At 39.7% G+C, this 22,891-nt stretch carries 25 protein-coding genes; 14 read left to right on the forward strand and 11 right to left on the reverse strand.

Going from position 1 to position 22,891, the window contains the following annotated elements:
• Nucleotides 1-52: 52 nt before the first annotated feature.
• The 3 genes from TW85_RS21595 to TW85_RS21605 all read right to left on the reverse strand — a co-directional run bounded on the left by TW85_RS21595 (nucleotide 53) and on the right by TW85_RS21605 (nucleotide 1,471).
• Entirely contained in the window at nucleotides 53-433 is a 381-nt protein-coding gene (locus TW85_RS21595; RefSeq protein WP_052702356.1) for an NUDIX domain-containing protein, read from the reverse strand.
• Nucleotides 375-1,103 carry a pseudouridine synthase gene (locus TW85_RS26055; protein ID WP_052702357.1) on the reverse strand — a complete coding sequence of 243 codons (729 nt, stop codon included), beginning with the start codon at nucleotides 1,101-1,103 and terminating at the stop codon, nucleotides 375-377. Before TW85_RS26055 ends, TW85_RS21595 begins: the two co-directional genes overlap by 59 nt.
• Nucleotides 1,104-1,195: 92 nt before the next feature.
• Nucleotides 1,196-1,471, reverse strand: a complete 276-nt coding sequence (locus tag TW85_RS21605; protein ID WP_046019235.1) for a cold shock domain-containing protein — start codon at nucleotides 1,469-1,471, stop codon at nucleotides 1,196-1,198.
• Nucleotides 1,472-1,770: 299 nt separating this feature from the next.
• On the opposite strand from TW85_RS21605, the gene clpS reads away from it, so the two are divergent.
• Nucleotides 1,771-2,115, forward strand: a complete 345-nt coding sequence (gene clpS, locus TW85_RS21610) for an ATP-dependent Clp protease adapter ClpS (protein WP_197477773.1) — start codon at nucleotides 1,771-1,773, stop codon at nucleotides 2,113-2,115.
• A 21-nt stretch (nucleotides 2,116-2,136) separates the two neighbouring features.
• Nucleotides 2,137-4,389 carry an ATP-dependent Clp protease ATP-binding subunit ClpA gene (clpA, locus tag TW85_RS21615; RefSeq protein WP_046019236.1) on the forward strand — a complete coding sequence of 751 codons (2,253 nt, stop codon included), beginning with the start codon at nucleotides 2,137-2,139 and terminating at the stop codon, nucleotides 4,387-4,389.
• Nucleotides 4,390-4,465: 76 nt separating this feature from the next.
• Here clpA and infA read toward each other — a convergent pair whose 3' ends face one another.
• Nucleotides 4,466-4,684: a translation initiation factor IF-1 gene (infA, locus tag TW85_RS21620; RefSeq protein ID WP_009835335.1), complete on the reverse strand. Its 219-nt coding sequence runs from the start codon at nucleotides 4,682-4,684 to the stop codon at nucleotides 4,466-4,468.
• Nucleotides 4,685-4,968: 284 nt separating this feature from the next.
• Entirely contained in the window at nucleotides 4,969-5,685 is a 717-nt protein-coding gene (gene aat / locus TW85_RS21625; protein WP_046019237.1) for a leucyl/phenylalanyl-tRNA--protein transferase, read from the reverse strand.
• 407 nt (nucleotides 5,686-6,092) lie between these two features.
• Here aat and TW85_RS21635 point away from each other — a divergent pair, with 407 nt between their 5' ends.
• From TW85_RS21635 to cobA, 7 genes are all read left to right on the forward strand, one after another.
• The gene (locus tag TW85_RS21635) at nucleotides 6,093-7,022 is read left to right on the forward strand and encodes a hypothetical protein (RefSeq protein ID WP_046019239.1); all 930 of its coding nucleotides are present in this window, start codon (nucleotides 6,093-6,095) and stop codon (nucleotides 7,020-7,022) included.
• A gap of 200 nt (nucleotides 7,023-7,222) precedes the next feature.
• Nucleotides 7,223-10,069 (forward strand): DNA translocase FtsK, encoded by a 2,847-nt coding sequence (locus TW85_RS21640; protein ID WP_046019240.1) that lies wholly within the window; start codon nucleotides 7,223-7,225, stop codon nucleotides 10,067-10,069.
• Between the two features lie 63 nt (nucleotides 10,070-10,132).
• The gene (lolA, locus tag TW85_RS21645; protein ID WP_046019241.1) at nucleotides 10,133-10,765 is read left to right on the forward strand and encodes an outer membrane lipoprotein chaperone LolA; all 633 of its coding nucleotides are present in this window, start codon (nucleotides 10,133-10,135) and stop codon (nucleotides 10,763-10,765) included.
• Between the two features lie 3 nt (nucleotides 10,766-10,768).
• Nucleotides 10,769-12,160, forward strand: a complete 1,392-nt coding sequence (locus tag TW85_RS21650; RefSeq protein WP_046019242.1) for a replication-associated recombination protein A — start codon at nucleotides 10,769-10,771, stop codon at nucleotides 12,158-12,160.
• A 32-nt stretch (nucleotides 12,161-12,192) separates the two neighbouring features.
• Nucleotides 12,193-12,567, forward strand: coding sequence for a fluoride efflux transporter CrcB (gene crcB / locus TW85_RS21655; RefSeq protein WP_046019243.1), 375 nt, complete (start codon nucleotides 12,193-12,195; stop codon nucleotides 12,565-12,567).
• A 146-nt stretch (nucleotides 12,568-12,713) separates the two neighbouring features.
• Nucleotides 12,714-14,021 carry a serine--tRNA ligase gene (serS, locus tag TW85_RS21660; protein ID WP_046019244.1) on the forward strand — a complete coding sequence of 436 codons (1,308 nt, stop codon included), beginning with the start codon at nucleotides 12,714-12,716 and terminating at the stop codon, nucleotides 14,019-14,021.
• An 80-nt stretch (nucleotides 14,022-14,101) separates the two neighbouring features.
• A complete protein-coding gene (gene cobA / locus TW85_RS21665; protein WP_046019245.1) occupies nucleotides 14,102-14,842 on the forward strand; it encodes a uroporphyrinogen-III C-methyltransferase in 741 nt (246 codons plus the stop codon).
• A 47-nt stretch (nucleotides 14,843-14,889) separates the two neighbouring features.
• On the opposite strand, the gene TW85_RS21670 is transcribed toward cobA, so the two are convergent.
• From TW85_RS21670 to raiA, 6 genes are all read right to left on the reverse strand, one after another.
• A complete protein-coding gene (locus TW85_RS21670) occupies nucleotides 14,890-15,210 on the reverse strand; it encodes a TusE/DsrC/DsvC family sulfur relay protein (RefSeq protein WP_046019246.1) in 321 nt (106 codons plus the stop codon).
• Nucleotides 15,211-15,216: 6 nt separating this feature from the next.
• A complete protein-coding gene (locus TW85_RS21675) occupies nucleotides 15,217-15,504 on the reverse strand; it encodes a DsrH/TusB family sulfur metabolism protein (protein WP_046019247.1) in 288 nt (95 codons plus the stop codon).
• Between the two features lie 2 nt (nucleotides 15,505-15,506).
• A complete protein-coding gene (locus tag TW85_RS21680; protein ID WP_046019248.1) occupies nucleotides 15,507-15,854 on the reverse strand; it encodes a DsrE family protein in 348 nt (115 codons plus the stop codon).
• A gap of 7 nt (nucleotides 15,855-15,861) precedes the next feature.
• Nucleotides 15,862-16,254, reverse strand: a complete 393-nt coding sequence (gene tusD / locus TW85_RS21685) for a sulfurtransferase complex subunit TusD (RefSeq protein ID WP_046019249.1) — start codon at nucleotides 16,252-16,254, stop codon at nucleotides 15,862-15,864.
• 98 nt (nucleotides 16,255-16,352) lie between these two features.
• The gene (locus TW85_RS21690) at nucleotides 16,353-17,012 is read right to left on the reverse strand and encodes a Bax inhibitor-1/YccA family protein (RefSeq protein ID WP_046019250.1); all 660 of its coding nucleotides are present in this window, start codon (nucleotides 17,010-17,012) and stop codon (nucleotides 16,353-16,355) included.
• Between the two features lie 179 nt (nucleotides 17,013-17,191).
• Nucleotides 17,192-17,509 (reverse strand): ribosome-associated translation inhibitor RaiA, encoded by a 318-nt coding sequence (gene raiA / locus TW85_RS21695; protein ID WP_046019251.1) that lies wholly within the window; start codon nucleotides 17,507-17,509, stop codon nucleotides 17,192-17,194.
• 235 nt (nucleotides 17,510-17,744) lie between these two features.
• On the opposite strand from raiA, the gene TW85_RS21700 reads away from it, so the two are divergent.
• From TW85_RS21700 to pgsA, 5 genes are all read left to right on the forward strand, one after another.
• Nucleotides 17,745-18,674, forward strand: coding sequence for a DnaT-like ssDNA-binding domain-containing protein (locus tag TW85_RS21700; RefSeq protein ID WP_046019252.1), 930 nt, complete (start codon nucleotides 17,745-17,747; stop codon nucleotides 18,672-18,674).
• Nucleotides 18,640-19,395, forward strand: a complete 756-nt coding sequence (locus tag TW85_RS21705) for a replication protein P (protein WP_084616467.1) — start codon at nucleotides 18,640-18,642, stop codon at nucleotides 19,393-19,395. The genes TW85_RS21700 and TW85_RS21705 overlap by 35 nt, the downstream gene beginning before the upstream one ends.
• Nucleotides 19,396-19,574: 179 nt before the next feature.
• Nucleotides 19,575-20,225, forward strand: a complete 651-nt coding sequence (uvrY, locus tag TW85_RS21710) for a UvrY/SirA/GacA family response regulator transcription factor (RefSeq protein ID WP_046019253.1) — start codon at nucleotides 19,575-19,577, stop codon at nucleotides 20,223-20,225.
• 138 nt (nucleotides 20,226-20,363) lie between these two features.
• Nucleotides 20,364-22,184: an excinuclease ABC subunit UvrC gene (gene uvrC, locus TW85_RS21715; RefSeq protein ID WP_046019254.1), complete on the forward strand. Its 1,821-nt coding sequence runs from the start codon at nucleotides 20,364-20,366 to the stop codon at nucleotides 22,182-22,184.
• Between the two features lie 105 nt (nucleotides 22,185-22,289).
• Complete coding sequence (gene pgsA / locus TW85_RS21720; RefSeq protein WP_046019255.1) at nucleotides 22,290-22,850, forward strand: CDP-diacylglycerol--glycerol-3-phosphate 3-phosphatidyltransferase; 561 nt, start codon at nucleotides 22,290-22,292, stop codon at nucleotides 22,848-22,850.
• Nucleotides 22,851-22,891: the final 41 nt, after the last annotated feature.

Raw genomic sequence — 22,891 nt, forward strand, 5'->3', positions numbered from 1 at the left:
TGTGTATGCTCATTGGGTTGAATTAAAGTGGCAGTATTGTAACTCATTACGATTATAGATGCTTATCGCAGATGAGAGATAAAGGGTATATAGTGCCTGCTAAATAATCTTCAAGGCACTTTTTTACAAGAGGACTGCGAAGCTTCTGATTCAATATTTCTTTCTTATTTAACCAGACCGCTTCACTGATATCTTTATCTAGTTTGTCGCTTACTTTTGCAATTGGTGTACAAATAAAACAGGCTCTATGATAAGTCTCCTGATTCTTTTCAGGTGTAAAGCTATAAAAGCCAAGTAGAGCTTGAGTTGAAACTTTCCAACCTGTTTCTTCTAGTACTTCTCTTTCAATTGCTTGGCTAAGACTTTCGCTATTTTCAACGTGTCCCGCTGGTTGGTTTAGAACGATTTTTTCCTGCTTGCTTTCTTTGACCATGAGAAACTTTATAGTTTGATTCGCTTCTATTTGAGGAATGACTGCTGCGACGGTGAGCCTGGGAAGGCTTCCTCTGTTTGTGCTTGGCTCTGATATCTTCAAATTGTTTTAACTCCAAGGTTAGTTTTTCGTCGATTGGCTTTTCTTGCCATTGTCCTGAATTCAAGCCATCAATTGAGTAAGGGCCAATTTGTGTGCGAATAAGGCGTAATGTTGGAAAACCAACCGCCGCAGTCATACGTCTAACTTGGCGGTTTTTACCTTCGGTAATAGTAAGTTCGACCCAACTAGTTGGAATATTTTTTCTTTCTCTAATGGGGGGGACTCTGGGCCAGCCTTCAAATGACGCTGCTCGCTTTGCCTTTGCTGGTTTAGTTAAACCATCTTTAAGCTCAATACCTTTGGCTAATTTTTGTATGGCTTCGTCAGTTATTTCACCTTCTACCTGAACAAGGTATGTTTTTGGCATTTTGTGCTTAGGTGAAGCAATAAGGTGCTGTAGTGCACCTTCATCAGTAAGAAGTAGTAAACCTTCAGAGTCATAATCTAGGCGACCTGCGGGATAGAAATGTGCTTTATTTATAAATTGAGCAAGAGTGGCTTTGTCTTCATCTGAGGTAAATTGGCTTAAAACCTGAAATGGTTTATTAAAAATGATTATAGAAGGCATGACTTTCAGTATAAAAAGCCCACCTTATGCTATCGAGAGTTTTGAGTCAAAATTGATTTGCATAAGGTAAGGCTAGTGAATTTATATGTGGTTTAAGCGCTGGCTGTGAGTTCAGTATGTGTTTCTCCGTTCACCTGTATGTGGTTTAAATCAGTTTGATTATCTGTGATTGGGGTTATGTCTACTGCGTGCATTCCTTGTTTGCCTGGTGATGTTTCAAATGTAACGGCTTGCCCTGCTTTCAGCGTTTTGTATCCATCAATCATGATGGATGAATAATGGGTAAATAGGTCTTCATCAAAGCTGTCTGACACAATAAAACCATACCCTTTAGCATTATTGAACCACTTTACTCTTCCCTGATACATATTTCACTCCGTTAGAAAAATTATGACAGTGTCTCATTCAAAAATAATGTAACTAATTGTTTTCGCTTATCCTGTTTGCTGAGTAATTCTTTTCTTTAAAATTGTTTAGCGTTTCTTTGTTTCAAAAAACTGCTTTCAATGCATGACATTGCTCAAAGAAAAGCGTAGAAGTAGATATAGGCTTTGTAAAATTAATGCCAATCTTTTGTTTTATCGCAGGAGAACTTGTTTGTTTCAAAGATGTCTCCATATAAATAACTAGCCGATAAATTTTAATTTTTGTAATTCAGAGACCCAGGATGAATCTAAATCAACAAATTCGACTAACCTTAGATAACGAGCAAGGAGATATAGGTGTTGTACTTGCTCCTGAGGAGACTGAGTTAAAACCACCTTCAATGTACCAAGTGGTGTTATTTAATGATGACTTTACACCAATGGACTTTGTGATATTTGTGTTGCAAAAGTTCTTCTATATGGATGGTGAGAAAGCGCAAAAAATAATGCTAGAAGTTCACAATAAAGGTAAGGGTGTATGTGGGGTATACCCGTTTGATATTGCAGAAACAAAAGTCGCAATGGTTCAGCAGTTTGTAGAACAAAATGAACACCCCTTGATGTGCGATTTGCAAAAAGTCGACTGATTTATAAGAGAGGGTACACCTATGTTAGATAAAGAATTAGAGCAAACCCTAAATAGTGCATTCAAATTAGCGCGTGACAAACGTCATGAGTTTATGACGGTTGAGCACCTTTTATTAGCCTTAACAGAGAATGATGCCGCCTCTGTTGTATTGAGTTCGTGTGGCGTAAATTTAGATACTTTAAGACAAGAATTAATTGAATTTGTCGATAGTACGACACCTTTAATCCCTGAAGATGATGCAGAGCGAGAGGTTCAGCCTACATTGGGTTTTCAGCGTGTTTTGCAACGAGCTGTTTTCCATGTTCAGTCATCCGGTAAGCGAGAAGTGACAGGTGCTAATGTCTTGGTTGCTATTTTTAGTGAGCAAGAAAGCCAAGCTGTTTATCTGCTTAAAAGGCAAGGTGTGGCTCGAATTGATGTTGTCAATTATGTTGCCCATGGTATTTCTAAGGTGGGTGACCAATCCTCTCCTGACTCAGTAGAGCAAGAGGAAGAGGGTGATGATAATGCAGCACCTTTACAAAAGTATGCTTTGAACCTGAATGAAGAAGCTAAATCAGGCAAGATTGATAATTTGATTGGCCGAGATTATGAGGTTTCTAGAGTCGTTCAGACGTTATCTCGACGCCGTAAAAATAACCCTTTGCTAGTGGGTGAATCAGGAGTTGGTAAAACGGCCATTGCTGAAGGCTTAGCGAAGCGAATTGTTGATGGTGATGTACCAGATGTAATCAAAGATGGTGTGGTTTATTCATTGGATTTGGGCGCCTTATTAGCAGGTACTAAGTACCGTGGTGATTTCGAGAAGCGCTTAAAGCATTTATTAAGTGAATTGAAAAAGCTGCCTAATGCCATTCTCTTTATTGATGAAATACATACCATCATAGGTGCAGGAGCTGCGTCTGGTGGGGTAATGGATGCATCTAACTTATTGAAACCTGTGCTTGGTGCTGGTGGATTAAGGTGCATTGGATCCACGACTTTCCAAGAGTTTCGTGGTGTGTTTGAAAAAGATCATGCTTTAGCAAGAAGGTTCCAGAAAATAGATGTTAATGAGCCAAGTGTTGATGATACTTATCAGATTTTAAAAGGCATCTCTGCCGCTTTTGAAGCTCATCATGAAATTAAGTATGAAGAGCCTGCGTTGCTTGCTGCTGCTGAGCTTGCTTCGAAGTACATCACGGATAGACACATGCCTGATAAGGCAATTGATGTCATTGATGAAGCGGGTGCTTATCAAAGACTGCAGAAAGATAATCTTCGTAAGGAAGTCATTACTGTCGAAGATATTGAAGATATTGTGTCAAAAATTGCTAGGGTTCCGGTTAAGTCTGTTAACTCAGATGACAGAAAGGTGTTAGAGAATCTTGAGCGCAACCTTAAAATGGTAGTGTTCGGTCAAGATCAAGCCATAGTGTCATTATCTGATGCTATTAAGCTTTCTCGTGCTGGTCTTAAAGCAGATCAAAAACCAATAGGCTCCTTCTTGATGGCAGGCCCTACTGGGGTGGGTAAGACGGAAGTAACACGCCAGCTTGCTAAACAGCTTGGTGTAGAGTTAATCCGTTTTGATATGTCTGAGTATATGGAAAGACATGCGGTATCTAGGTTGATAGGTGCGCCTCCAGGCTATGTTGGCTTTGATCAAGGTGGTTTATTGACTGAGGCTGTGACCAAGCAACCTCATAGTGTGGTTTTACTTGATGAAATTGAAAAAGCACACCCTGAAGTCTTTAATCTACTCTTACAGGTCATGGATCATGGTACTTTGACTGATAATAATGGCCGTAAAGCAGACTTTAGGAATGTGATTCTTGTAATGACATCTAATGCTGGTGCAGAAGTGTTAGCGAAACGCTCAATAGGCTTCTCAAGTCAGGATAATTCTACTGATGGTATGGAAGTTATTAATAAAACCTTTACACCTGAATTTAGAAACCGTTTAGATGCTGTGATTCAATTTAATCAACTTGATGAAAAAGTTATCTTTAATGTGGTTGATAAGTTCCTAGTAGAGCTTCAAGCTCAACTAGACCCTAAAGGTGTTCTCATGGAGGTTTCTGATGAGGCTAGAGGTTGGTTGGCAAGTAAAGGTTATGATAGACAAATGGGAGCTAGGCCTATGGCTAGGGTCATTCAGGAGCATTTGAAAAAACCTTTAGCAGATAAAATCCTATTTGGTGATCTTGATTCAGGTGGAAGTGTTTTAGTTAAACTTGATGAAAAACTTGATGAGTTAGCTTTTGAAATTGAAAAAGAAGCGGTTGTGTAATATTAACTGAATTTCTTTTAGACATAAAAAAACCGAACTAATTAGTTCGGTTTTTTTATGTCTTGCTGACTGAGTATTAGCGAGAACGGTAAACAATACGACCTTTAGATAAGTCGTAAGGTGTTAGTTCTACTTTTACTTTATCGCCAGTCAAAATACGGATGTAGTTCTTTCTCATTTTCCCAGAAATATGAGCAGTCACTACGTGTCCGTTTTCAAGTTCTACGCGAAACATGGTGTTAGGCAGTGTATCAATGATAGTGCCTTCCATTTCTATGCTTTCTTCTTTTGCCACAATATGTGTCCTATGGTGTTATAAGTTTTTTAGTTCGTTCAAGCTTAAAGTCATTAATCATGCACTTTTGCAGAACGACTACAGGTCTGAACTTTTGATGTCTCACCTGTTTAGGCGAAGTATAGTTCGACAGTATTTGCTTAGTTTGAATAAATACTAGGAAATACGCCTAAAAATTAATCGCGCATATTTTGCCTAAAATTTGCTGATTAGGCAAATGCTTCTCTGGAACAAGGCGTAAAATAAATCTATTAATCAGTATAAAAAATGAAAACTTCGCACAATTAAAGATCTAAATGCGTCTGATTTATTAAGTTTTGATTTTTTTCAGGTTTAGGTATTGCTTGCTGTAATTGTTGGATAAAGTTTTTGCGAGGTATCAAGCTAGCTCCCAGTGACATGAGATGCTCTGACTCTACTTGGCAATCGATATGTTCAATCCCCAATGCTTTAGCATTTAAACAAAGGCTATAGAGAGCGAGTTTGGACGCATTAGCTTCTAAGGAAAACATGGATTCTCCAAAGAAGAAACGGCCCATAGCAACACCATAGAAACCGCCTATTAACTGCTTGTCTTGCCACACTTCAATAGAGTGAGCATAACCTGCTTTATGGAGTTTAACAAAGGCAGACACTATTTCATCTGATATCCATGTTCCCTCTTGCTCCTGCCTTAATTGAGCACAATGCTGAATCACAGTTTCAAATTCAGTGTTGATTCTTATCTGCCCAGAAAATTTACGGATATGCTTTTTTAAAGACTTTGAGCAATGGAATTTGCTGGGATTAAGTTGACATCTTAAAGAGGGATGCCACCATAAAATTGGGTCGGATTCGCTAAACCAAGGGAAAAAACCATGTTGATAGAGATGTATTAAGCGTCCACTCGATAAATCACCACCGATCGCAGCTAATCCATCTGGATCATCTAACGCCAAGTTAGGATCAGGAAGTTCTAATATGTCTTCTGAGAGGATTAAAAGCTGTTTTTGTTCGTTCATTTTTCGGGCTTTTTAACTAGAAATGATAAGTTATGTAAACGAAAATTCTATCAGAGTGCATCAAGAGAATAACGGCATTATGTCTAAAATCTTTAAAAAAAATTGGCTTAAGTCGAATAAAAGATGAAAATTGCAAAAAATAAGAAAAAAATGTTGATGAATGCTTGACCTACAAAGGAAAACTTGGTTTTAATCAACGCAGTCTTAAATGGCGTCAAATTCGAACTTAGGCAAAATGACCTTAGTGAGATGACGGTTGACTTTTTTGTACTAACTGTCATAAAAGTGACACTGCTGGGTTTTAGTATTTCAGAGTCGTTGATTTTTCAGCGTTTCTTCGATAGGTTAGTCAAAGCCTTTCGAAAGGTCTAAAAGCCAAAAAAATATAATATAAAGGGGAATCTTGAATGAAAGCGATTAAACTTGCTTCTATCTTTGCAGTATCTGCTGTTGCAGCTGCTGTTTCTACAACGACTATTGCAGCTGAGCCAGTTTTCTCTGGTACTGCTGGTGTTTCTTACCTAATCAAAGGTGAGCATAACGATGCTGACTCGCGCGCTGACACTTTTAGCGGCACAGAAGATGCTGAACTAGAACTAGCTATCGACACAGGTGTTGTTTACCTAGAGATTGAAATGGGTGGTGACGCTAACTCTGATGAAACTATTAACATCGGCTTAGAAAAAGCTTATGTAACTCAAGGTGCAGTTCAATTTGGTCGTTTCGACGGAACTCTATCTGATGCTGCTGCTCTAGGTGTTAATGAGAATAGTGGTGTTCAACTTTTCAGTACAACTGATACTGATGACACTGGTATTCGTTACTCAGTATCTGATGAGTTGACAGTTGCTATAGAAGCATCTGAAGCTGCAGAGCTTGGTAATGCTGCAAACGATCATACAAACTCTGATGTTGGTATGGCGCTTTCTTTCATCGCTGACATGGGTCCAGGCACATTTGGTTTCTCAGGTGGTGCTTTAGGTGATGCTAGCGCACTTAACGTTGGTTACTCTATGGATGTTGGTAGTACAACTCTAGCTGTATCTTACGGTGATGGTGAAAAGTATACAAAGGGTACATCAACAGCTGTAGGTGTTATCTCTGATGAAACTAGTGCTGCAATCAGTGCTCAGTTAACACCAACAGATGCAACTACACTTAACATTGAATATGTTAAAAACACATCTCAGTCTCAAGTTGCTGGTTCTACAGAAACTGAAACAACAGGTTTCTATGTTTATGCTTCTTACACAGCTGGCGATCTAGATTACTATGTTGAGCATTACACAAACGAAGTTGGTGATACAACTGAGATTGGTGTTAACGCTTCTTTCTAAGACTTACTTAGTAAGTAATTCTTAGTATAGAAATCCAAAAAGCCAACCTTCGGGTTGGCTTTTTTTATGGTAAGCTAGTCCATTCTAGAATCCTTTTCATCATCTTTTTACAGTTCTCTTAGATACCGCCGTTAATCTTTAAAGGGAGTCTATTGAAATGGGTCTACATTTATTACTTTTTTTAGAATGGATACTTTTGTATGAGTGAGTCGTTACGATCACCCGCTATGACAACGATTACCAAACAAGGTTTAGGTTTATTTGCCTTGTTGATATTTCTTTTTTTCAGCTTTGCGACATTTTCTTATGATGTGCATGATGCTGGTTGGTTCTACTCTGGTGATGGTTCAGCAACTCAGAACTCTATGGGGGCCATTGGTGCTACTTTAACGGATATCCTTTCTGCCTTTTTTGGCTCTCTTTTTGTTTCGTTCCCTTTCGTATTTTTATTGTGCGCCTTTGTTTGCTGGCGTAATGTTAATCAGTTGCAATCTATTGCTAATGTGTCCTTAGTAACCTTTGGTTGTCTTCTATATTTATCTGCTGGTTCTACGCTTTGCTTTTTGCATTCCATTGGGTATGACAACTTACAATATGGTCATGGTGGTATTCTTGGTCGTGCTTTAGGTGAGTTGCTTTTTTATTGGGTTGGTTATGATGGGGCGACACTGGTCAGTTTGGCTCTTTTTATTCTGTCCATAACCCTTATTAGCCAAGCTCATTGGGCGCTTATTGTTGAGAGATTAGGTTTTTATGTACTCAAAGTGCTGAATAGCCTAAAAGCGAAATTTGAAAACAGACAAAAACATAACTCAGAAGAAAAGAATGCTGACTATGATGATTCGCTTGATGAATTGGATGAACCTGCTTACAAGCGAAAATTAAAGAAGAGTAAGTTAGAAACGACAGGCGCTTCGCCTAAGGTTGAGGTTTCATCTGTACCTAATGAAATTGACGAGTCTTCATCTAATACTCACTCTGATAATAAAGGTAAAAAACTCTTTAATAGAGTCTCCTCACTGTTTAAATCTTCAGCAAAAGAAGAATCTGAAGAAGGTGTTGCAAAGTTAGATACTCATAAATTAGCTCAAAAAAATAGAGTTAGTGATGACTCAAAATCTAGGGAGTCTAAGTCAAAAGAAGAGCCAAATTTTGGGTCTTTAGATGATATCGCATTGGATGATGTTGACCTCGCGTTCAGTGATACCCTTTATATTGAAGATGAAAATGACCTAGGGTTAGAGAGTGCAGGTGGGCGGGGCGTTACTAATCAAGTGGCGGCCAAACAAGATGAAAATAGTAAAAGGCCTGAGGCAAAAATTATAGAAAGCGCTGAAAAGGCCAGTGAAGTAACGCCTATTGAATCTCAAGAAAGTCAGCTTGCAGAGGCTTTTAAACAGAAGAGCCTTAATAGCTTAGAAGAGAATGCTTCAATTAGGGATGAGCTTGAGCAAATTGATGCTTCCCAGAGTAAGCCAGCGGTAAAAACATTATCTGAAGCTAAGCAATTAGATAAGTTAGCAAGCCAAGAGCCTAATGGGCAGACGAAAGAGGCCGTGATGAGTTATTCATTGCCTGATAGAAGTGTTTTAACTCAACCTCAGCCTAAAAAAGGTGGCTACTCAGAAGATGAGTTGCTTTCTTTATCTGCTTTATTAGAGCAAAGGTTAGCTGACTTTGGTGTAAAGGTTGAAGTGGTCGAAGTAAATCCTGGTCCAGTTATTACTCGATTTGAAATACAGCCTGCACCTGGCGTTAAGGTTTCTCGTATTACTAACTTAGCGAAAGATTTGGCGCGCTCTTTAAGTGTGATGAGTGTTCGTGTAGTTGAAGTAATAGCAGGTAAATCGACAATAGGTATAGAGATTCCTAATGATGTAAGGGATATTGTTTACTTTAGTGAAGTCATTAACTGTGATATTTACGATAATGCCACATCTCCTCTTACCATTTCTTTAGGTCATGATATTTCAGGTGAACCTGTTGTTGTTGATCTAGCCAAAATGCCGCACTTATTGGTTGCCGGCACAACGGGCTCTGGTAAGTCTGTTGGCGTTAACTCCATGATTATGAGTATGTTGCTCAAGTCATCCCCTGATCAAGTTAGAATGATCATGGTTGACCCTAAAATGTTGGAGCTTTCTATTTATGAAGGCATTCCTCATTTGTTAACCCCTGTTATCACGGATATGAAAGATGCAGCCAATGGGCTTCGTTGGTCTGTCGATGAAATGGAACGTCGTTACAAGCTCATGTCTAAATTAGGAGTGAGAAATCTAGCTGGCTTTAATAAGAAAGTTAGAGAAGCTATAGAAGCAGGTAACCCGATTGAAGACCCATTATGGCAGCCAGAGCATGATGCAATGTTCTCCCAAGAGGGTGTTGCTAGAAGTGTTCCCCTGTTAGAGCCCTTACCTTATATCGTCATTGTCGTGGATGAATTTGCTGATATGATGATGATAGTGGGTAAAAAAGTAGAAGAACTGATTGCTCGTATTGCCCAAAAAGCGAGGGCAGCAGGGATACATCTAATATTAGCGACGCAAAGACCTTCAGTAGATGTTATTACCGGCTTGATCAAAGCTAACGTGCCGACTCGAATGGCTTTCCAAGTGTCCTCAAAAATTGATTCAAGAACAATTTTGGATCAAGGTGGCGCTGACCAGCTATTAGGTCAGGGTGATATGCTTTATTTGCCTGCTGGTCTTCCAACACCAATTCGAGTGCATGGTGCTTTTGTTTCTGATGAAGAGGTGCATGCAGTTGTTGAGGAATGGAAAAAGCGTGGAGAGCCTCAATATATTTCTGATGTTGTTGTTAACCCAGAAGATCTAATGACAGATTCTGGCTCGGAAGATAAAGATGCACTTTATGATGAGGCTGTTGCTATTGTAATTGAGACAAGAAAAGCCTCTATATCATCCATTCAGAGGCGATTAAAAATTGGTTATAACCGTGCTGCAAACTTAGTTGAGGCAATGGAAGCGGCTGGTTTAGTAAGTTCTATGGGAACTAACGGCCAGCGTGAAGTTCTGATACCAGAGTAGGCTAGCTGTTATTTATTAGTCTGCTTATTGGCTATCTTTTTTATGAGAGTTTGAGATTTTAAAATGCAAAAAATATTAATTATGCTGATGTTGTCTTTAGGTATGAGTATCAGTGTAGCAAGTGAGCTTCTAACTCAATTACTAGAATCGAATCGCAATATCGAAGGTGAGTTTCGTCAAGTTACCTATGACGAAGAAGGCCATCAATTACAGGCTAATGAAGGTGTTTTTTTATTAGCCGAACCTAATCGCTTTGTATGGGATACGATTACTCCATTCCCTCAAAGAATCATTTCTAATGGACAATGGATTACAGTTTGGGATGTAGATCTTGAGCAAGCGACACAAAAACCGCTTGAGGGTGCTTTAGGTAATTCGCCTGCTGCTTTATTAGGGCGTCCAGCTAACGATGTTTTGCCTCATTACGAAATATCACAGCTAGGGGAGCAAAGGTTTAGATTAGAACCCAAAGAAGAGGTGGATTTATTTTCTACATTGACCTTGTCATTTAGAAGTAACGCCATTGAAGCTATGAGTATACAAGATAGTCTAGGTCAAACTACAGTGATTGAATTTAACAATGTGGAGCATCATGATGGTGTTGCAGATGGTAACTTTCAAGTTGACCTGCCTGCTGAAGTAGATTTATTAGTTGAGCCAGGTTTGCTTGATAAAACGGTTAAAAGCAAAGGTTAATTAATGCAAGACCTGTTTGAAAGTCAATGGGATTTATATGAGCCGCTAGCTGCTCGTATGCGACCAAAAAGCCTATCTGACTACTTAGGTCAAGATCATCTGGTGGGTGACGGAAAGCCTTTAAAGAGGATGATAGAAACAGGTCGATGCCACTCTTTTATACTTTGGGGCCCTCCAGGTGTGGGTAAAACGACATTTGCCAAATTATTATCACATCAGTTACAGGCGCATTTCTTAGAGTTATCTGCCGTTATGTCTGGTGTAAAAGACATTAGAGCAGCCGTTGATCAAGCTAAGCAACATAAAATGATGAACTCAGGGCAAACTGTGTTGTTTGTTGATGAGGTACATAGATTTAATAAGTCCCAGCAAGATGCATTTCTGCCTTACATCGAAGATGGTACTTTTTTGTTTATTGGTGCCACAACTGAAAATCCTGCGTTTGAATTAAACTCAGCCTTACTTTCAAGGGCGAGGGTTTATAGCCTCAAGAAACCAACCCAAGCAATTATTCGACAAGGGCTTGAGCGAGCACTGACAGATCAAGAGCATGGTTATGGTAAGGATAATATTCTGATCGAAGCTAGCTTCATTGATGCTATCGCCCATGCAGCAGATGGTGATGTTAGGCGATCACTAAACCTTCTCGAAGTTTTAGTGGATATGGCGACAGAAGAGGATGGTAAAAAGCAAGTAACTGAAGCTCAGCTAGTTGATGTTTTAGGGCAATCTTATAGGGCCTTCGATAAAGGTGGCGATGCTTTCTATGATCAAATATCTGCATTTCATAAGTCAGTAAGAGGCTCATCTGCTGATGGTGCCCTTTATTGGATGGCGCGTATGCTAGATGGAGGTTGTGACCCTCTTTATATTGCAAGGCGTCTATTGGCAATTGCATCAGAAGATATTGGCAATGCAGACCCAAGAGCCTTACAAGTAGCGCTTAACGCATGGGATATTTACCATAGAGTAGGTCCCGGTGAAGGGAATAGAGCTATCGCACAAGCGGCTGTATATCTTGCTTGTGCGCCTAAGAGTAATGCGGTTTATAACGCTTTCAAACAAGCAATGTCTTTAGTTGCTGAGCAGCCAAGTCATGATGTCCCAAATCATTTACGTAATGCGCCAACTAAACTGGCAAAAGAAATGGGGCATGGGGAAGATTATCGATACGCTCATAATGAAGAGAATGCCTTTGCCGCAGGAGAGTCTTATTTGCCGCCAGAGCTAGTTGGCCACACTTTCTATCACCCGACGGATAGAGGTTTAGAGAAAAAAATCTCAGATAAGTTGGCATGGTTAAATGAGCTAAATGAGTCAAGTGCAAATAAGCGGTATGAATTTGACTCTCACAACCCTCATTATGATAATTCAGATCCATATTCTAATAATTAACCTTCTATTACCGACTAGATAAGAATCTTTATATGAGTGCATATTTGATGGTTGCTTTAGGTGGCGCTATTGGCGCTATGGGGCGATTTTCTGTTGCAAAATACTTTGCTCAGTTTAATCAAGGGGCTTTTCCGATAGCGACCTTTACTGTTAATGTCATTGGCTGCTTTGTAATGGGGGTGTTGTTTGTGCTTATGACGGAGCGCATCACAGCTTTAGAGGCTTATCGACCACTCTTAATGGTTGGGTTCTTAGGGGCTTTTACTACCTTTTCTACTTTCTCATTAGAAATAGTTGCGTTACTGAATCAGCAAGCTTGGCTTAGTGCGATCAGCTACTTATTATTAAGCTGTTTTTGTGGTGTTATTGGCACTTGGCTAGGAATTTTAGCAGCAAGACTCATTTAATTGCAGAATATCATACATCTTATTGTTTAATGTTAAGTTAATCGTAGTAGTATAGTCGCCCTTAAATAATTTTATTAATTCTTGTTATGCGCCGTTATGTATAAATATAACCTTAGCGCTAACTCATAGAGGAAAGAGTTGCAGAAATGTTGGACATTAAAGCATTAAGAGCAGACCCAGAAGCGGTTGCTCTAAGTCTCAAGAAAAAAGGTTTTGAACTAGACGTTGCCGCTTTTGTTGGCCTAGAAGAGCGTCGTAAATCCATTCAGGTCGAAACTGAGAATCTGCAACAGTCCCGCAACTCTGTTTCTAAAGAAATTGGTATGGCCATGAAGGCTGGTGATAAAGACAAGGCGGCTGAGCTTAAAGCGCAAACAGCAACCTTGGGTGATGATCTAGCTAATGCGAAGGAGCAGCTTGCTCAAGTTCAGCATGATATGGATCTTATTCTTGCTAGTATTCCTAATGTGCCTCACGAATCAGTTCCAGCTGGTGCGACAGAAGACGATAACGTAGAAATTCGCCGTTGGGGTGATATTCGTGAATTTTCTTTTGAGCCTAAGGATCACGTAGATCTAGGTGAACACTTAGGGCAACTAGACTTTGAAGCTGCAGTTAAATTAACAGGTTCTCGTTTTGCTGTTATGAGACAAGACTTAGCGCGTCTACACCGTGCCTTGACTCAATTTATGATTAATACCCATGCAGATGAGCATGGTTATAGTGAAGTTTATGTTCCTTACCTAGTTAACGAGCATTCTTTAAAAGGAACAGGTCAGTTACCAAAGTTTGAAGCTGATTTGTTTAAGGTGCCAGTCGATAAAGAAAGTGGTAATAATGACCTTTACCTTATCCCGACAGCGGAAGTACCTGTAACCAATTTGGTGCGTGACGAGATCTTAAATGATGCAGAACTTCATAAAAAGTTTGTTGCTCATACACCTTGTTTTAGAAGTGAAGCGGGAAGTTATGGTCGTGATACGCGTGGTATGATTCGTCAGCATCAATTCGAAAAAGTTGAATTAGTGCATGTTTGTCGCCCAGATCGTTCAGAGCAAGTGCTTGAAGATTTGGTTCAAGATGCTGAAGTTATTTTGAAGAAGTTAAACCTGCCTTATCGTACAGTAATACTGTGTGGTGGAGATTTAGGTTTCTCTGCACACAAAACTTATGATATTGAAGTGTGGCTACCAGGTCAGGGCAAATATCGTGAAATTTCATCTTGTTCTAATATGGGAGACTTCCAAGCACGTCGTATGCAAGCTCGCTGGCGTAATCCGGAAACAGGTCGTCCAGAATTGGCACATACCTTGAATGGTTCTGGTCTTGCTGTTGGTAGAACTTTAGTTGCTGTACTTGAGAATTATCAAAACGAAGATGGTTCTGTTGATGTGCCTGAGGCGCTTGTGCCTTATATGGGTGGAAAAACTAAGTTGAGTGCGAATCAAAATTAATTTAGTTCAGCTAAACTAATTTATAAAGGACGCCTCTCATTACAGAGGCGTTTTTTTTGACAAATATTTTGAGAAAAATTATGAGTGGTAAGGTTTATTTAGTTGGGGGCGGTCCAGGTGATCCAGAGTTATTAACACTGAAAGCCCATAGGATATTAACTCAAGCTGATGTCGTTCTTTATGATCGCTTAGTTGGTGATCAAATTATTGCACTTATTCCTGATAGTGCCGAAGCCTTATATGTTGGTAAGGCTAAATCAAAGCATAGCCTGCCTCAGGAAGATATTAATAAGCTTTTGTGTGAAAAAGCGGCTGAGGGCAAGTGTGTTGTTCGTTTAAAAGGGGGAGACCCTTTTATTTTTGGACGTGGTGGCGAAGAGATAGAAGAGTTGGTGGATGCCGGTGTTGAATTTGAAGTTATCCCAGGTGTCACGGCTGCTGCTGGCTGTGCTGCTTATGCAGGCATACCACTAACTCATAGAGATTATGCGCAATCCGTGCGCTTTGTAACCGGGCATTTAAAAGATGGCTCAACAGACCTTCCCTGGGGTGAGCTAGTACATCCAGCACAAACTTTAGTGATTTATATGGGGTTAACTGGTCTTGCTGAAACCGCTGAGAAGCTGGTTGCCCATGGAATGAATAAAGATATGTCTGTTGCTGTGGTTGAGAAAGGGACAACACTTTCTCAAAGAGTTTTCACTTCTAATATTTGTGAGATTAACCAAGTAGTAATAGATAACGAAGTAAAATCACCTAGCTTATTAATTATAGGTGATGTAGTTAAGCTGCAAACGCGTTTATCTTGGTTTAAGCCATAGGTTGAAGTTAGAAGCTGCCTATAAACTATAGCTATTGATAGAACAATTTATAGGCAGTTAGCAGGTTTGGGTAAGCCTGCAAGTTTTGCGATCAGTTTTGCCGGACTACCAGGAAATAGCTGCATTAAGTAGATACTTTTGCCTTTATCGCTCCCAAGCTTTTTGCTAACGGCTTTTACTAAAGGTCTCATAGCTGGGGAAACTTCATATTCTTGATAAAAGTCTCGCAACAGGAATATTATTTCCCAGTGTGCATCCGTTAAGATGATTTCTTCCTGATCAGCTAAATAAGATGTTAGCTCTTCAGACCAATCTTCAAGTTTAATCAGATAACCTTCTTGGTCTAATAGTGTTTCAAACGATGTCATATCTTGCTACCAAGCTGTGTGCTGTTCAAATTTACTGGTTAACTCTAACCATTCTTCATTGTTAATAATATCGAGACTTTCAGCAATGAGGGCATAGGTTTTTATGTCTTGCTCTAAAGCATAAATTTTAATATTTAAACTATTTGCTTTTCTAAATAAGGATTCATCTTTATCTGCTTTAAGTACGCCTTCTTCAATGAGTAATATGGCATCATTCTGCTGCAAACTTAAAAGAATCTCATGCTCAGTATTGGCTGGGTAATTGGCTTTATTTAGTTGATGTAAACGCGGCATGCTTAAAACCTAAAAGTGTGTTGGTAACGAGTTAACATGTCTTTCCACTCTAATTCAGACAGACTAGATGCAAGAGAAGTAATTTCTATACCTTCTTTAGGTATTTGTGACTCAGGAAGATAGAGGTTGTCTATATCATAAAATTCGAAACTGGCTAGCATTTTATAAAGTGCTTTACCTTGGCTCTCATCTGGTAATTGGTTTTGATGAAGAAGGGCGATACCAGCACCCGAAAAAGCGAGATCTACATCTTGTTCAAATGTAGCTAGAACCATAGCTAGGTCTAGTGCTTCTTTTACTGCCAGTCCCGTATAAGGAGAGCTGGTGATATGTATGAGAGTCTTACCCATCTTGTGCTCACTTAAAACTAATTATTTTGTCACAATCATTCATAAAGGATACAAAGGTGCCAAGGCCCTCAAGTTGGAATTGAGAGGCTAGACTTGCACTTTCTAGCTCATACCTTTTACTTTCAGGTTCGCTCATGATGCCACGCCTTACAGCTGCTGCAATGCAAAGTGTCAGTTCAATGCCATAGTCTTTTGACAGTGTTTGCCAAGCCGCTTGAATATCAAACTCATCTCTTGGGCATTGATTAAAGCGATTGCCAATAAGCACAGCATCCTGATAGAAAAACACACCCTTTAATTGGTGCTCTTTGCTCGCAATGATTGTTTTGGCAAAAGATAAAGCTGAGTGGCAGGCTTTTGTTTGAAAAGGTGAACCATGGATGAAAAGTGCGTAAAGCATGTTTGGGCCTAACAAAAGGTTATATGACGATCAAAAAAACTAAAGGCCACATATGCGGCCTATAGTTATGGAGCTATTTGCTAGTTTACAATAAACAACTAGTCGTCGTTAGCCATGCCTAAAAGAGCTAGCAAGCTAAGGAATAGGTTGTAGATAGAGATAAATAGAGTCACAGTGGCCATTACATAATTGGTCTCACCGCCTCTTACGATTTCGCCTGTTTGATACAGAATCATAGCAGCAGAGAAAAGTGCGAAGCCTGCAGAGATAAAGATTTGTAGTGCTGGGATTTGAACAAAAAAGCCAAGAATCATGGCAAACAATAGAACAAACACACCAACAGTCAAAAAGCCTTTTAGAAAGCTGAAATCTTGTTTAGAGATTAATGCATAAGCAGAAAGGCCTAAGAAAGCTAAACCTGTTAAGCCCAAAGCGTTCATAACTAAAGACGTGCCGTTAGGCAAACTTAGATAAGCGTTTAAGATCGGCCCAATGGTAATTCCCATAAAACCTGTTAGAGCAAAAACTAAAACAATGCCTAACCCAGAATTTTGAAATTTACTAATGAAAAATAGTAGGCCGTAAAAACCAACTAGGGTAATGATTAGTCCTGGGTGAGGTAAGTTGAATGCCATACTAGCGCCTGCAGTGAAGGCACTAAAAAGTAGGGTTAATGACAAAAGTCCATAAGTGTTTCTTAAAGTTTTGTTTGCCGCTTCTTGTGTTTGGCTTGAACTGATTGCATCGGTATAACGCATCATAATCTCCATTAAGGTCAAATCTATATAGCTAATATGGAGACGCTGGCCATAAAACTCAAGTGTTTGTGCGTAATTTCCTTGTATTGCTTTGTTAAAAACGTGGGGAAATAAGTGGGAGACAAAAAAACACCGCTAATAAGCGGTGTTTTATGAAAATTAATATGATTTGATTTAGATCAAGATGCGACCATAGGTTTTTGGTGGTTCGCACTTTTTCGGGTTTTATGTTTATCAATTTGTCTCGCCAGTTTTTCTGTCATGGCATCAATTGCATGGAACAGGCGGTTTTCAGAAACAGCAGCTGCAAAAAGCTCTTTACCTGGAAGATGAATGGTTGCTTCTGCTTTTTGTTCATTATTGTCTTGCATGAGAGTGACATGGATAGTGGTGATCTGATCACTAAGTCTACCTAGTTTATCCATTTTTTCATTGATGTGTTCTTTTAGAGCGGGAGTGACGTCGACGTGGTGTCCAGTAATATTGATTGTATACATACAACTTTCTCCTTGGCAAAGTTGGACCGTTAAAATAGGTTTTTTAAATATAAAAACCACACGGCACAGTTTCAGCATAGAATTCTGATAAATGCCTGTCAATACGCTTTAATCACTCTGTAACAAATAAATGTTTAAGCCCTAGATGATTTTTAAAGCATCCTTTTAGTGCTTCAAATAAGTCAATTTGCTACACTGCATTTTGATTTAAAGACAATTGAAGTAGATAGATAAAATGCCCAGCAACGATTTTATATTGCCGATTTCATTTCGCACAGCTCAAGAGATTGGTCTGGAAGAATCTGTTTTAATTGCGTTTTTAGAACAGCATGCTTTCATGTTATCAAGTCGAGTACTTAGTTTCGAAATGTCTGTTTTAGCGGCCCAACTTCCGTTCTGGACTGGTCCTATGTTGCAGCGTATTTTTTCTAACCTACAAGCTAATCAAGTGTTAAGTTTTCAGCGTGAAAACGGGAAGTTAATCGTCTATTTAGATGGTCAAGGGCAAATGCAAGACCCTGAACCTAAAGTAAACAGTCAAACTTATCATGCAGCTACAGCTGTGCCGTCGAGCTCTGAATCTTCGCAATCAAATGATGAATTAGTTGATAGGATTGGTCGTTTACAAAGGCAGGCTAAAACTCAACCTTCAGTTAACCCTGATCCGTCAAGGTTAAAGAGCCGCAAGAATTTGGCTAGTTCTCATATGCAATATGCGAACAAACAAGGGCAAGGACAATATCCAGCAGCGTCTGAATCTCCTCCAAGGTCGGCAACCAATTCGTGGCCTGGCGCTCATAAAAGCCAAGAAGATAAACGTCGCGGAGTGTCTGACTTCGATCTATATTTAGAGCAGAAAGAAAGAACTCGTCAACCTGATCAGTGGCAGCCTGAAGAGAGTACTTTAGAGCAAATTTCGCAGGCTGGAATTAATCGCCAATTTGCATTACAACTGCTCGCAGAATTCTTGTTACGGATAAAAGAACAAAGAAAGAATGTACGCACTTGGAACAGCGAATTTTTCAAATATGTAAAACGTCAATGGCAATATAAACAATCGGATAGATCCTCGCATGAAGGCACCCAAGGCAGCTCATACACTAATCGAACCTCTAAAGAACAAGTTAGCGATGCACTCACAAACATCCACGACACAGACTGGTAGTCAAGAGTACAGTCAGCAATCACAACAAGAAAGTTCGGATGCCCAGCAGCAAACTCGAGTTTTGGTTAATATGCTTTTTGCTCGTTTTAAAGCAATTTACACACACAAATTTGCGTCTGCCTATGCGAACCCCGATGAAGTAAAACTAGCTAAAAGAGAGTGGGCAATAGCTATAAAAGGCTTTAAAGAGCCACTCTTGGCTTATGCTGTTGAAAGGTCGAAAGAGACTTATGCATGGCCGCCAACCATCGCTGAATTTTTACAGCTTATTTCAAAGGCCTACGGGGCTTATGGTTTAGTTGATACGAGAACAGCCTACCTTGAAGCGAGCCAATGTCGCATTAATCCATTAGAGTTCTCTTGGTCTCATCCTGCGGTTTATCATGCTGGAGCTGCTACTGGTTGGTATAGCTTAAAGTCGGATGAAGAATCTAAAACATGGCCGGCTTTTGAAAAAAACTATAATGAGCAAGTTGATAAAATCGTTCAGGGCCAAGTTTTGGTTATTCCTAGTGTGCCCCTGATTGAAAACCGTCAAGAAGATCATCTTGCCAGTTTGATTCCAGACTTGATGAAAAAAACAGGTTTGCCTGAAGGGGATATTGCTTGTTTGCTTTATTACCTTAAAAAAACCAAAGGAACACAAATAAGAGCAAGATATCGTGCTAAAAGCCAAGCCGATTTAGCTGAAAAAGGATTTGACCTGCAACTACCTGAATAAAGGTGAATGGTTAACTAACTTTACGTAATTGTTTGAATTATAAGTGTTTCACCCTACTTGGGTGGGCTCCAATTGTGTTGATTTGTTTTTTTGACATCTATTTTGACAAAACAATTTTAAATACAAGAAATAATCCCTTATATTGAAAACTTGAAAGCGTAAAATAGAGGTGAAATTAGGTGCTGAAAGTATTAATTGTTGATGATCACGAAATTGTCAGTACTGGGATCAGTCGCATGTTACAGGATGTGTCCAATTTGCAAGTTGTAGGTTGTGCCGCAAGTGGTGAAGAAGCTATTTCACTTACTAAAGAGCAACAACCGGATATTGTACTTATGGATGTTCACATGCCGGGTATTGGTGGCTTGGGTGCAACCAAAGAAATTAAACGTTTGGTACCAAAAACAAAAGTCATTGCGCTTTCTGCCTTAGATGATAACCCTTATCCTACCAAGCTGATCGAAGCGGGTGCTTCTGGTTATATTACTAAAGGTATCGCCTTAGATGAAATGATAGGAGCGATTGAAAAAGTCGCTAAAGGTGGCAAGTACATAAGTTCTGATGTTGCTCAAAAAATGGCTCTATCTCAAATGTCCAAAGAGGAAGGGGAGACACCATTAGATAGCTTATCAGACCGTGAACTACAGATTGCTCAAATGATAGTAGACTGTCGCAAAGTTCAAGATATAGCTGAAAAGCTGAACTTAAGCGCAAAGACGGTTAATACCTACCGTTATCGTATGTTTGAAAAACTGTCTATTGGTAGTGATGTAGAATTAGCTCGTCTGGCAATGCGCCATAACTTATTAGGTGTTGGCGCTGTTGATTAAGTTTAATCGATAGCCGTCCTGATTAAGTCCTCTCTCTAGGGTCAACAAACACTCTGAATTTTGCTACATTATGGAACACACCATCTAACCTAAAATTAGGTGTTCTAGATTGATTATATTTGGCTGTTTGAGGTTTGTTTGACTCACATTGAATTTGATGCAAAACATTTTATTAGCAACCTTACGACCCGACCAGGGGTCTACCGCATGTACGGTAAAGGTGAGCTACTTTATGTGGGTAAGGCAAAAAACTTAAAGAACCGTGTTTCTAGTTATTTTAGAAACACAGGTCTCACGACAAAAACCATGGCCTTGGTTAACCGCATTGATGATATAGAAGTAACCCTAACCAAGAGCGAAACAGAAGCGCTTTTGTTAGAGCAAACGTTAATCAAACAACATAGACCACCTTATAATATTTTATTAAGGGATGATAAATCCTATCCCTATATTCTCCTGTCTCAACATCAGCATCCTGCTTTGCTGTTTCGTCGTGGTGGTAAGTCTGAAGAAGGTAAGTTGTTTGGCCCTTTTCCGAGTGGCACAGCGGTTAGAGAAAGCCTTACGACCATGCAGAAAGTCTTCAAAGTGCGCCAGTGTGAAGATAGCTATTATGCCAATCGATCTCGTCCATGCCTCCAATATCAAATTAAGCGTTGCTCTGCACCTTGCGTAGATCTCATTACAGACGAGGAGTACGCCAAAGATGTGCGTCATACACGTATGTTTTTAGAGGGAAAAGACCAAGAATTAGTTAGTGAAATTACCCAAAATATGAGCGCTGCCGCAGCTGATATGGAATTTGAGCGAGCCGCGGAATTAAGAGATCAGATTACTCAGCTTAAACATATTCAAGAACAACAATATGTTTATGGGCAATCGGGTGAGGCAGATGTGCTTGCCGCTCTGATTCAGCCTGGTGGGCATTGCGTTCATCTTATGATGATTCGAGGGGGCAAGGTTGTTGGGAGTAAAAGCTACTACCCTAAAATGCCACTTGAGATGAATGAAGGTGAGTTATTAACTAACTTTATTGCTCAATCCTATATAGGCGGTGCTCAAGAGTTACCTAAGGCGTTAATTTTGAGTCACGAGCCTAGTGACACCGAAGTGCTTACAGCCGCCATATTTGAAAGTACCTTAAAAAAGGTTGAGATCACCTGCAACGTAAGAGGCCAGAGAGCCAGATGGCTTGACCTTGCTAAGTTAAATGCTGAGCAAGGTTTGCAAACCCGTTTATTGGATAAAAAGCATCACTTTAGCCGAGCAACTGCTTTGCAAAAGCTATTAGGTTTGTCTGAGCCACCAAAACAAATGGAATGTTTTGATATCAGTCATTCTAGTGGTGAAGCAACGGTTGCTTCCTGTGTTGTGTTTGGGCCAGAAGGGCCAGATAAAAAACGTTATCGTTCTTTTAATATAGAAGGCGTAGAACCTGGTGATGATTACGGCGCAATGAAGCAGGCATTAACAAGGCGTTATAAACGAGTTAAGTCCGGTGAATTAGAAGCGCCAGATGTTCTCTTAGTCGACGGTGGTAAAGGTCAGTTAACCCAAGCCGAAGAGGTATTGAGTGAGTTAGGCCTAAACCAAATTTTTTTATTAGGTGTGGCAAAAGGCGAAACTCGAAAACCAGGGTTGGAAACTCTTTATATAGGTTGCAAGGAAGATGAGGTAGTATTGCCTCCTGATTCAGCCGCTTTGCATCTCATACAGCACATTCGTGATGAAGCGCACAGGTTTGCGATAAAAACCCATAGAAAAAGACGAGATAAAAAGCGTCGACACTCTACTTTAGAAGGGATTCCAGGAGTAGGCCCAACTCGTCGTAAAAGTTTATTAACAGCTTTTGGTGGAATACAAGAGTTAAAAGCGGCGAGTCAGGAGGAGATAGGTAAGGTGAAAGGTATCAGTAGTAATATGGCACAAGAAGTTTACCGCTTTCTCCATCAAACATAAGTGTTATGATTATGTTACTAAATAGCATCATCCTTAAAAATACATCGTATTAACGAAAAATCAGCTCAAGCTATTGATTAGCAAAAAAGACTAAGCAGAAAATAAATGAATATACCGAATATTTTGACGTCTATCCGAATTTTTATGATACCCATTTTGGTTGTATTGTATTACTTGCCTTGGGATGGACGTTATGTAATTTGTGCTGCCGTATTTGCCGCCGCAGCAATAACCGATTGGCTAGATGGTTATTTAGCGAGAAAGTTGAACCAAACATCTGCTTTTGGTGCTTTCTTCGATCCAGTTGCAGATAAGCTTATGGTGTCAATTGCACTTGTGCTACTTGTCGAAAGTTATGCAAACCCATTAATGACAGTAGCCGCTGCCGTGATCGTTGGTCGTGAAATCGTCATTTCAGCCCTAAGAGAATGGATGGCAGAAATGGGGAAGCGAGCAAGTGTAGCGGTTTCTTATGTCGGCAAGCTCAAAACAAGTATGCAAATGTTAGCCATCTTTATTTTATTGGGTAATGAGCCAGATACTAAATGGGCAAACCTAGGTGAAATTGTACTGATTCTTGCTGCGTTATTAACGCTTTGGTCTATGTATGTTTACTTAAAAGCAGCTTGGCCACACCTAGCACCATCAGTATCGGATAAAAAATAATCACTTAGAACAATTATTGATCTAAAAAGAAATAAAACGCT

Source organism: Marinomonas sp. S3726 (assembly GCF_000967665.1).
In the GTDB taxonomy this organism is placed as follows: domain Bacteria; phylum Pseudomonadota; class Gammaproteobacteria; order Pseudomonadales; family Marinomonadaceae; genus Marinomonas.

Excerpts from the sequence above, each read along its gene's own strand:
- TW85_RS21595 (WP_052702356.1), bottom strand. The coding sequence starts at position 433 with ATGGTCAAAGAAAGCAAGCAGGAAAAAATCGTTCTAAACCAACCAGCG.
- TW85_RS26055 (WP_052702357.1), bottom strand. The coding sequence starts at position 1,103 with ATGCCTTCTATAATCATTTTTAATAAACCATTTCAGGTTTTAAGCCAA.
- TW85_RS21605 (WP_046019235.1), bottom strand. The coding sequence starts at position 1,471 with ATGTATCAGGGAAGAGTAAAGTGGTTCAATAATGCTAAAGGGTATGGT.
- clpS (WP_197477773.1), top strand. The coding sequence starts at position 1,771 with ATGAATCTAAATCAACAAATTCGACTAACCTTAGATAACGAGCAAGGA.
- clpA (WP_046019236.1), top strand. The coding sequence starts at position 2,137 with ATGTTAGATAAAGAATTAGAGCAAACCCTAAATAGTGCATTCAAATTA.
- aat (WP_046019237.1), bottom strand. The coding sequence starts at position 5,685 with ATGAACGAACAAAAACAGCTTTTAATCCTCTCAGAAGACATATTAGAA.
- TW85_RS21635 (WP_046019239.1), top strand. The coding sequence starts at position 6,093 with ATGAAAGCGATTAAACTTGCTTCTATCTTTGCAGTATCTGCTGTTGCA.
- TW85_RS21640 (WP_046019240.1), top strand. The coding sequence starts at position 7,223 with ATGAGTGAGTCGTTACGATCACCCGCTATGACAACGATTACCAAACAA.
- lolA (WP_046019241.1), top strand. The coding sequence starts at position 10,133 with ATGCAAAAAATATTAATTATGCTGATGTTGTCTTTAGGTATGAGTATC.
- TW85_RS21650 (WP_046019242.1), top strand. The coding sequence starts at position 10,769 with ATGCAAGACCTGTTTGAAAGTCAATGGGATTTATATGAGCCGCTAGCT.
- crcB (WP_046019243.1), top strand. The coding sequence starts at position 12,193 with ATGAGTGCATATTTGATGGTTGCTTTAGGTGGCGCTATTGGCGCTATG.
- serS (WP_046019244.1), top strand. The coding sequence starts at position 12,714 with ATGTTGGACATTAAAGCATTAAGAGCAGACCCAGAAGCGGTTGCTCTA.
- cobA (WP_046019245.1), top strand. The coding sequence starts at position 14,102 with ATGAGTGGTAAGGTTTATTTAGTTGGGGGCGGTCCAGGTGATCCAGAG.
- TW85_RS21670 (WP_046019246.1), bottom strand. The coding sequence starts at position 15,210 with ATGACATCGTTTGAAACACTATTAGACCAAGAAGGTTATCTGATTAAA.
- TW85_RS21675 (WP_046019247.1), bottom strand. The coding sequence starts at position 15,504 with ATGCCGCGTTTACATCAACTAAATAAAGCCAATTACCCAGCCAATACT.
- TW85_RS21680 (WP_046019248.1), bottom strand. The coding sequence starts at position 15,854 with ATGGGTAAGACTCTCATACATATCACCAGCTCTCCTTATACGGGACTG.
- tusD (WP_046019249.1), bottom strand. The coding sequence starts at position 16,254 with ATGCTTTACGCACTTTTCATCCATGGTTCACCTTTTCAAACAAAAGCC.
- TW85_RS21690 (WP_046019250.1), bottom strand. The coding sequence starts at position 17,012 with ATGCGTTATACCGATGCAATCAGTTCAAGCCAAACACAAGAAGCGGCA.
- raiA (WP_046019251.1), bottom strand. The coding sequence starts at position 17,509 with ATGTATACAATCAATATTACTGGACACCACGTCGACGTCACTCCCGCT.
- TW85_RS21700 (WP_046019252.1), top strand. The coding sequence starts at position 17,745 with ATGCCCAGCAACGATTTTATATTGCCGATTTCATTTCGCACAGCTCAA.
- TW85_RS21705 (WP_084616467.1), top strand. The coding sequence starts at position 18,640 with ATGCACTCACAAACATCCACGACACAGACTGGTAGTCAAGAGTACAGT.
- pgsA (WP_046019255.1), top strand. The coding sequence starts at position 22,290 with ATGAATATACCGAATATTTTGACGTCTATCCGAATTTTTATGATACCC.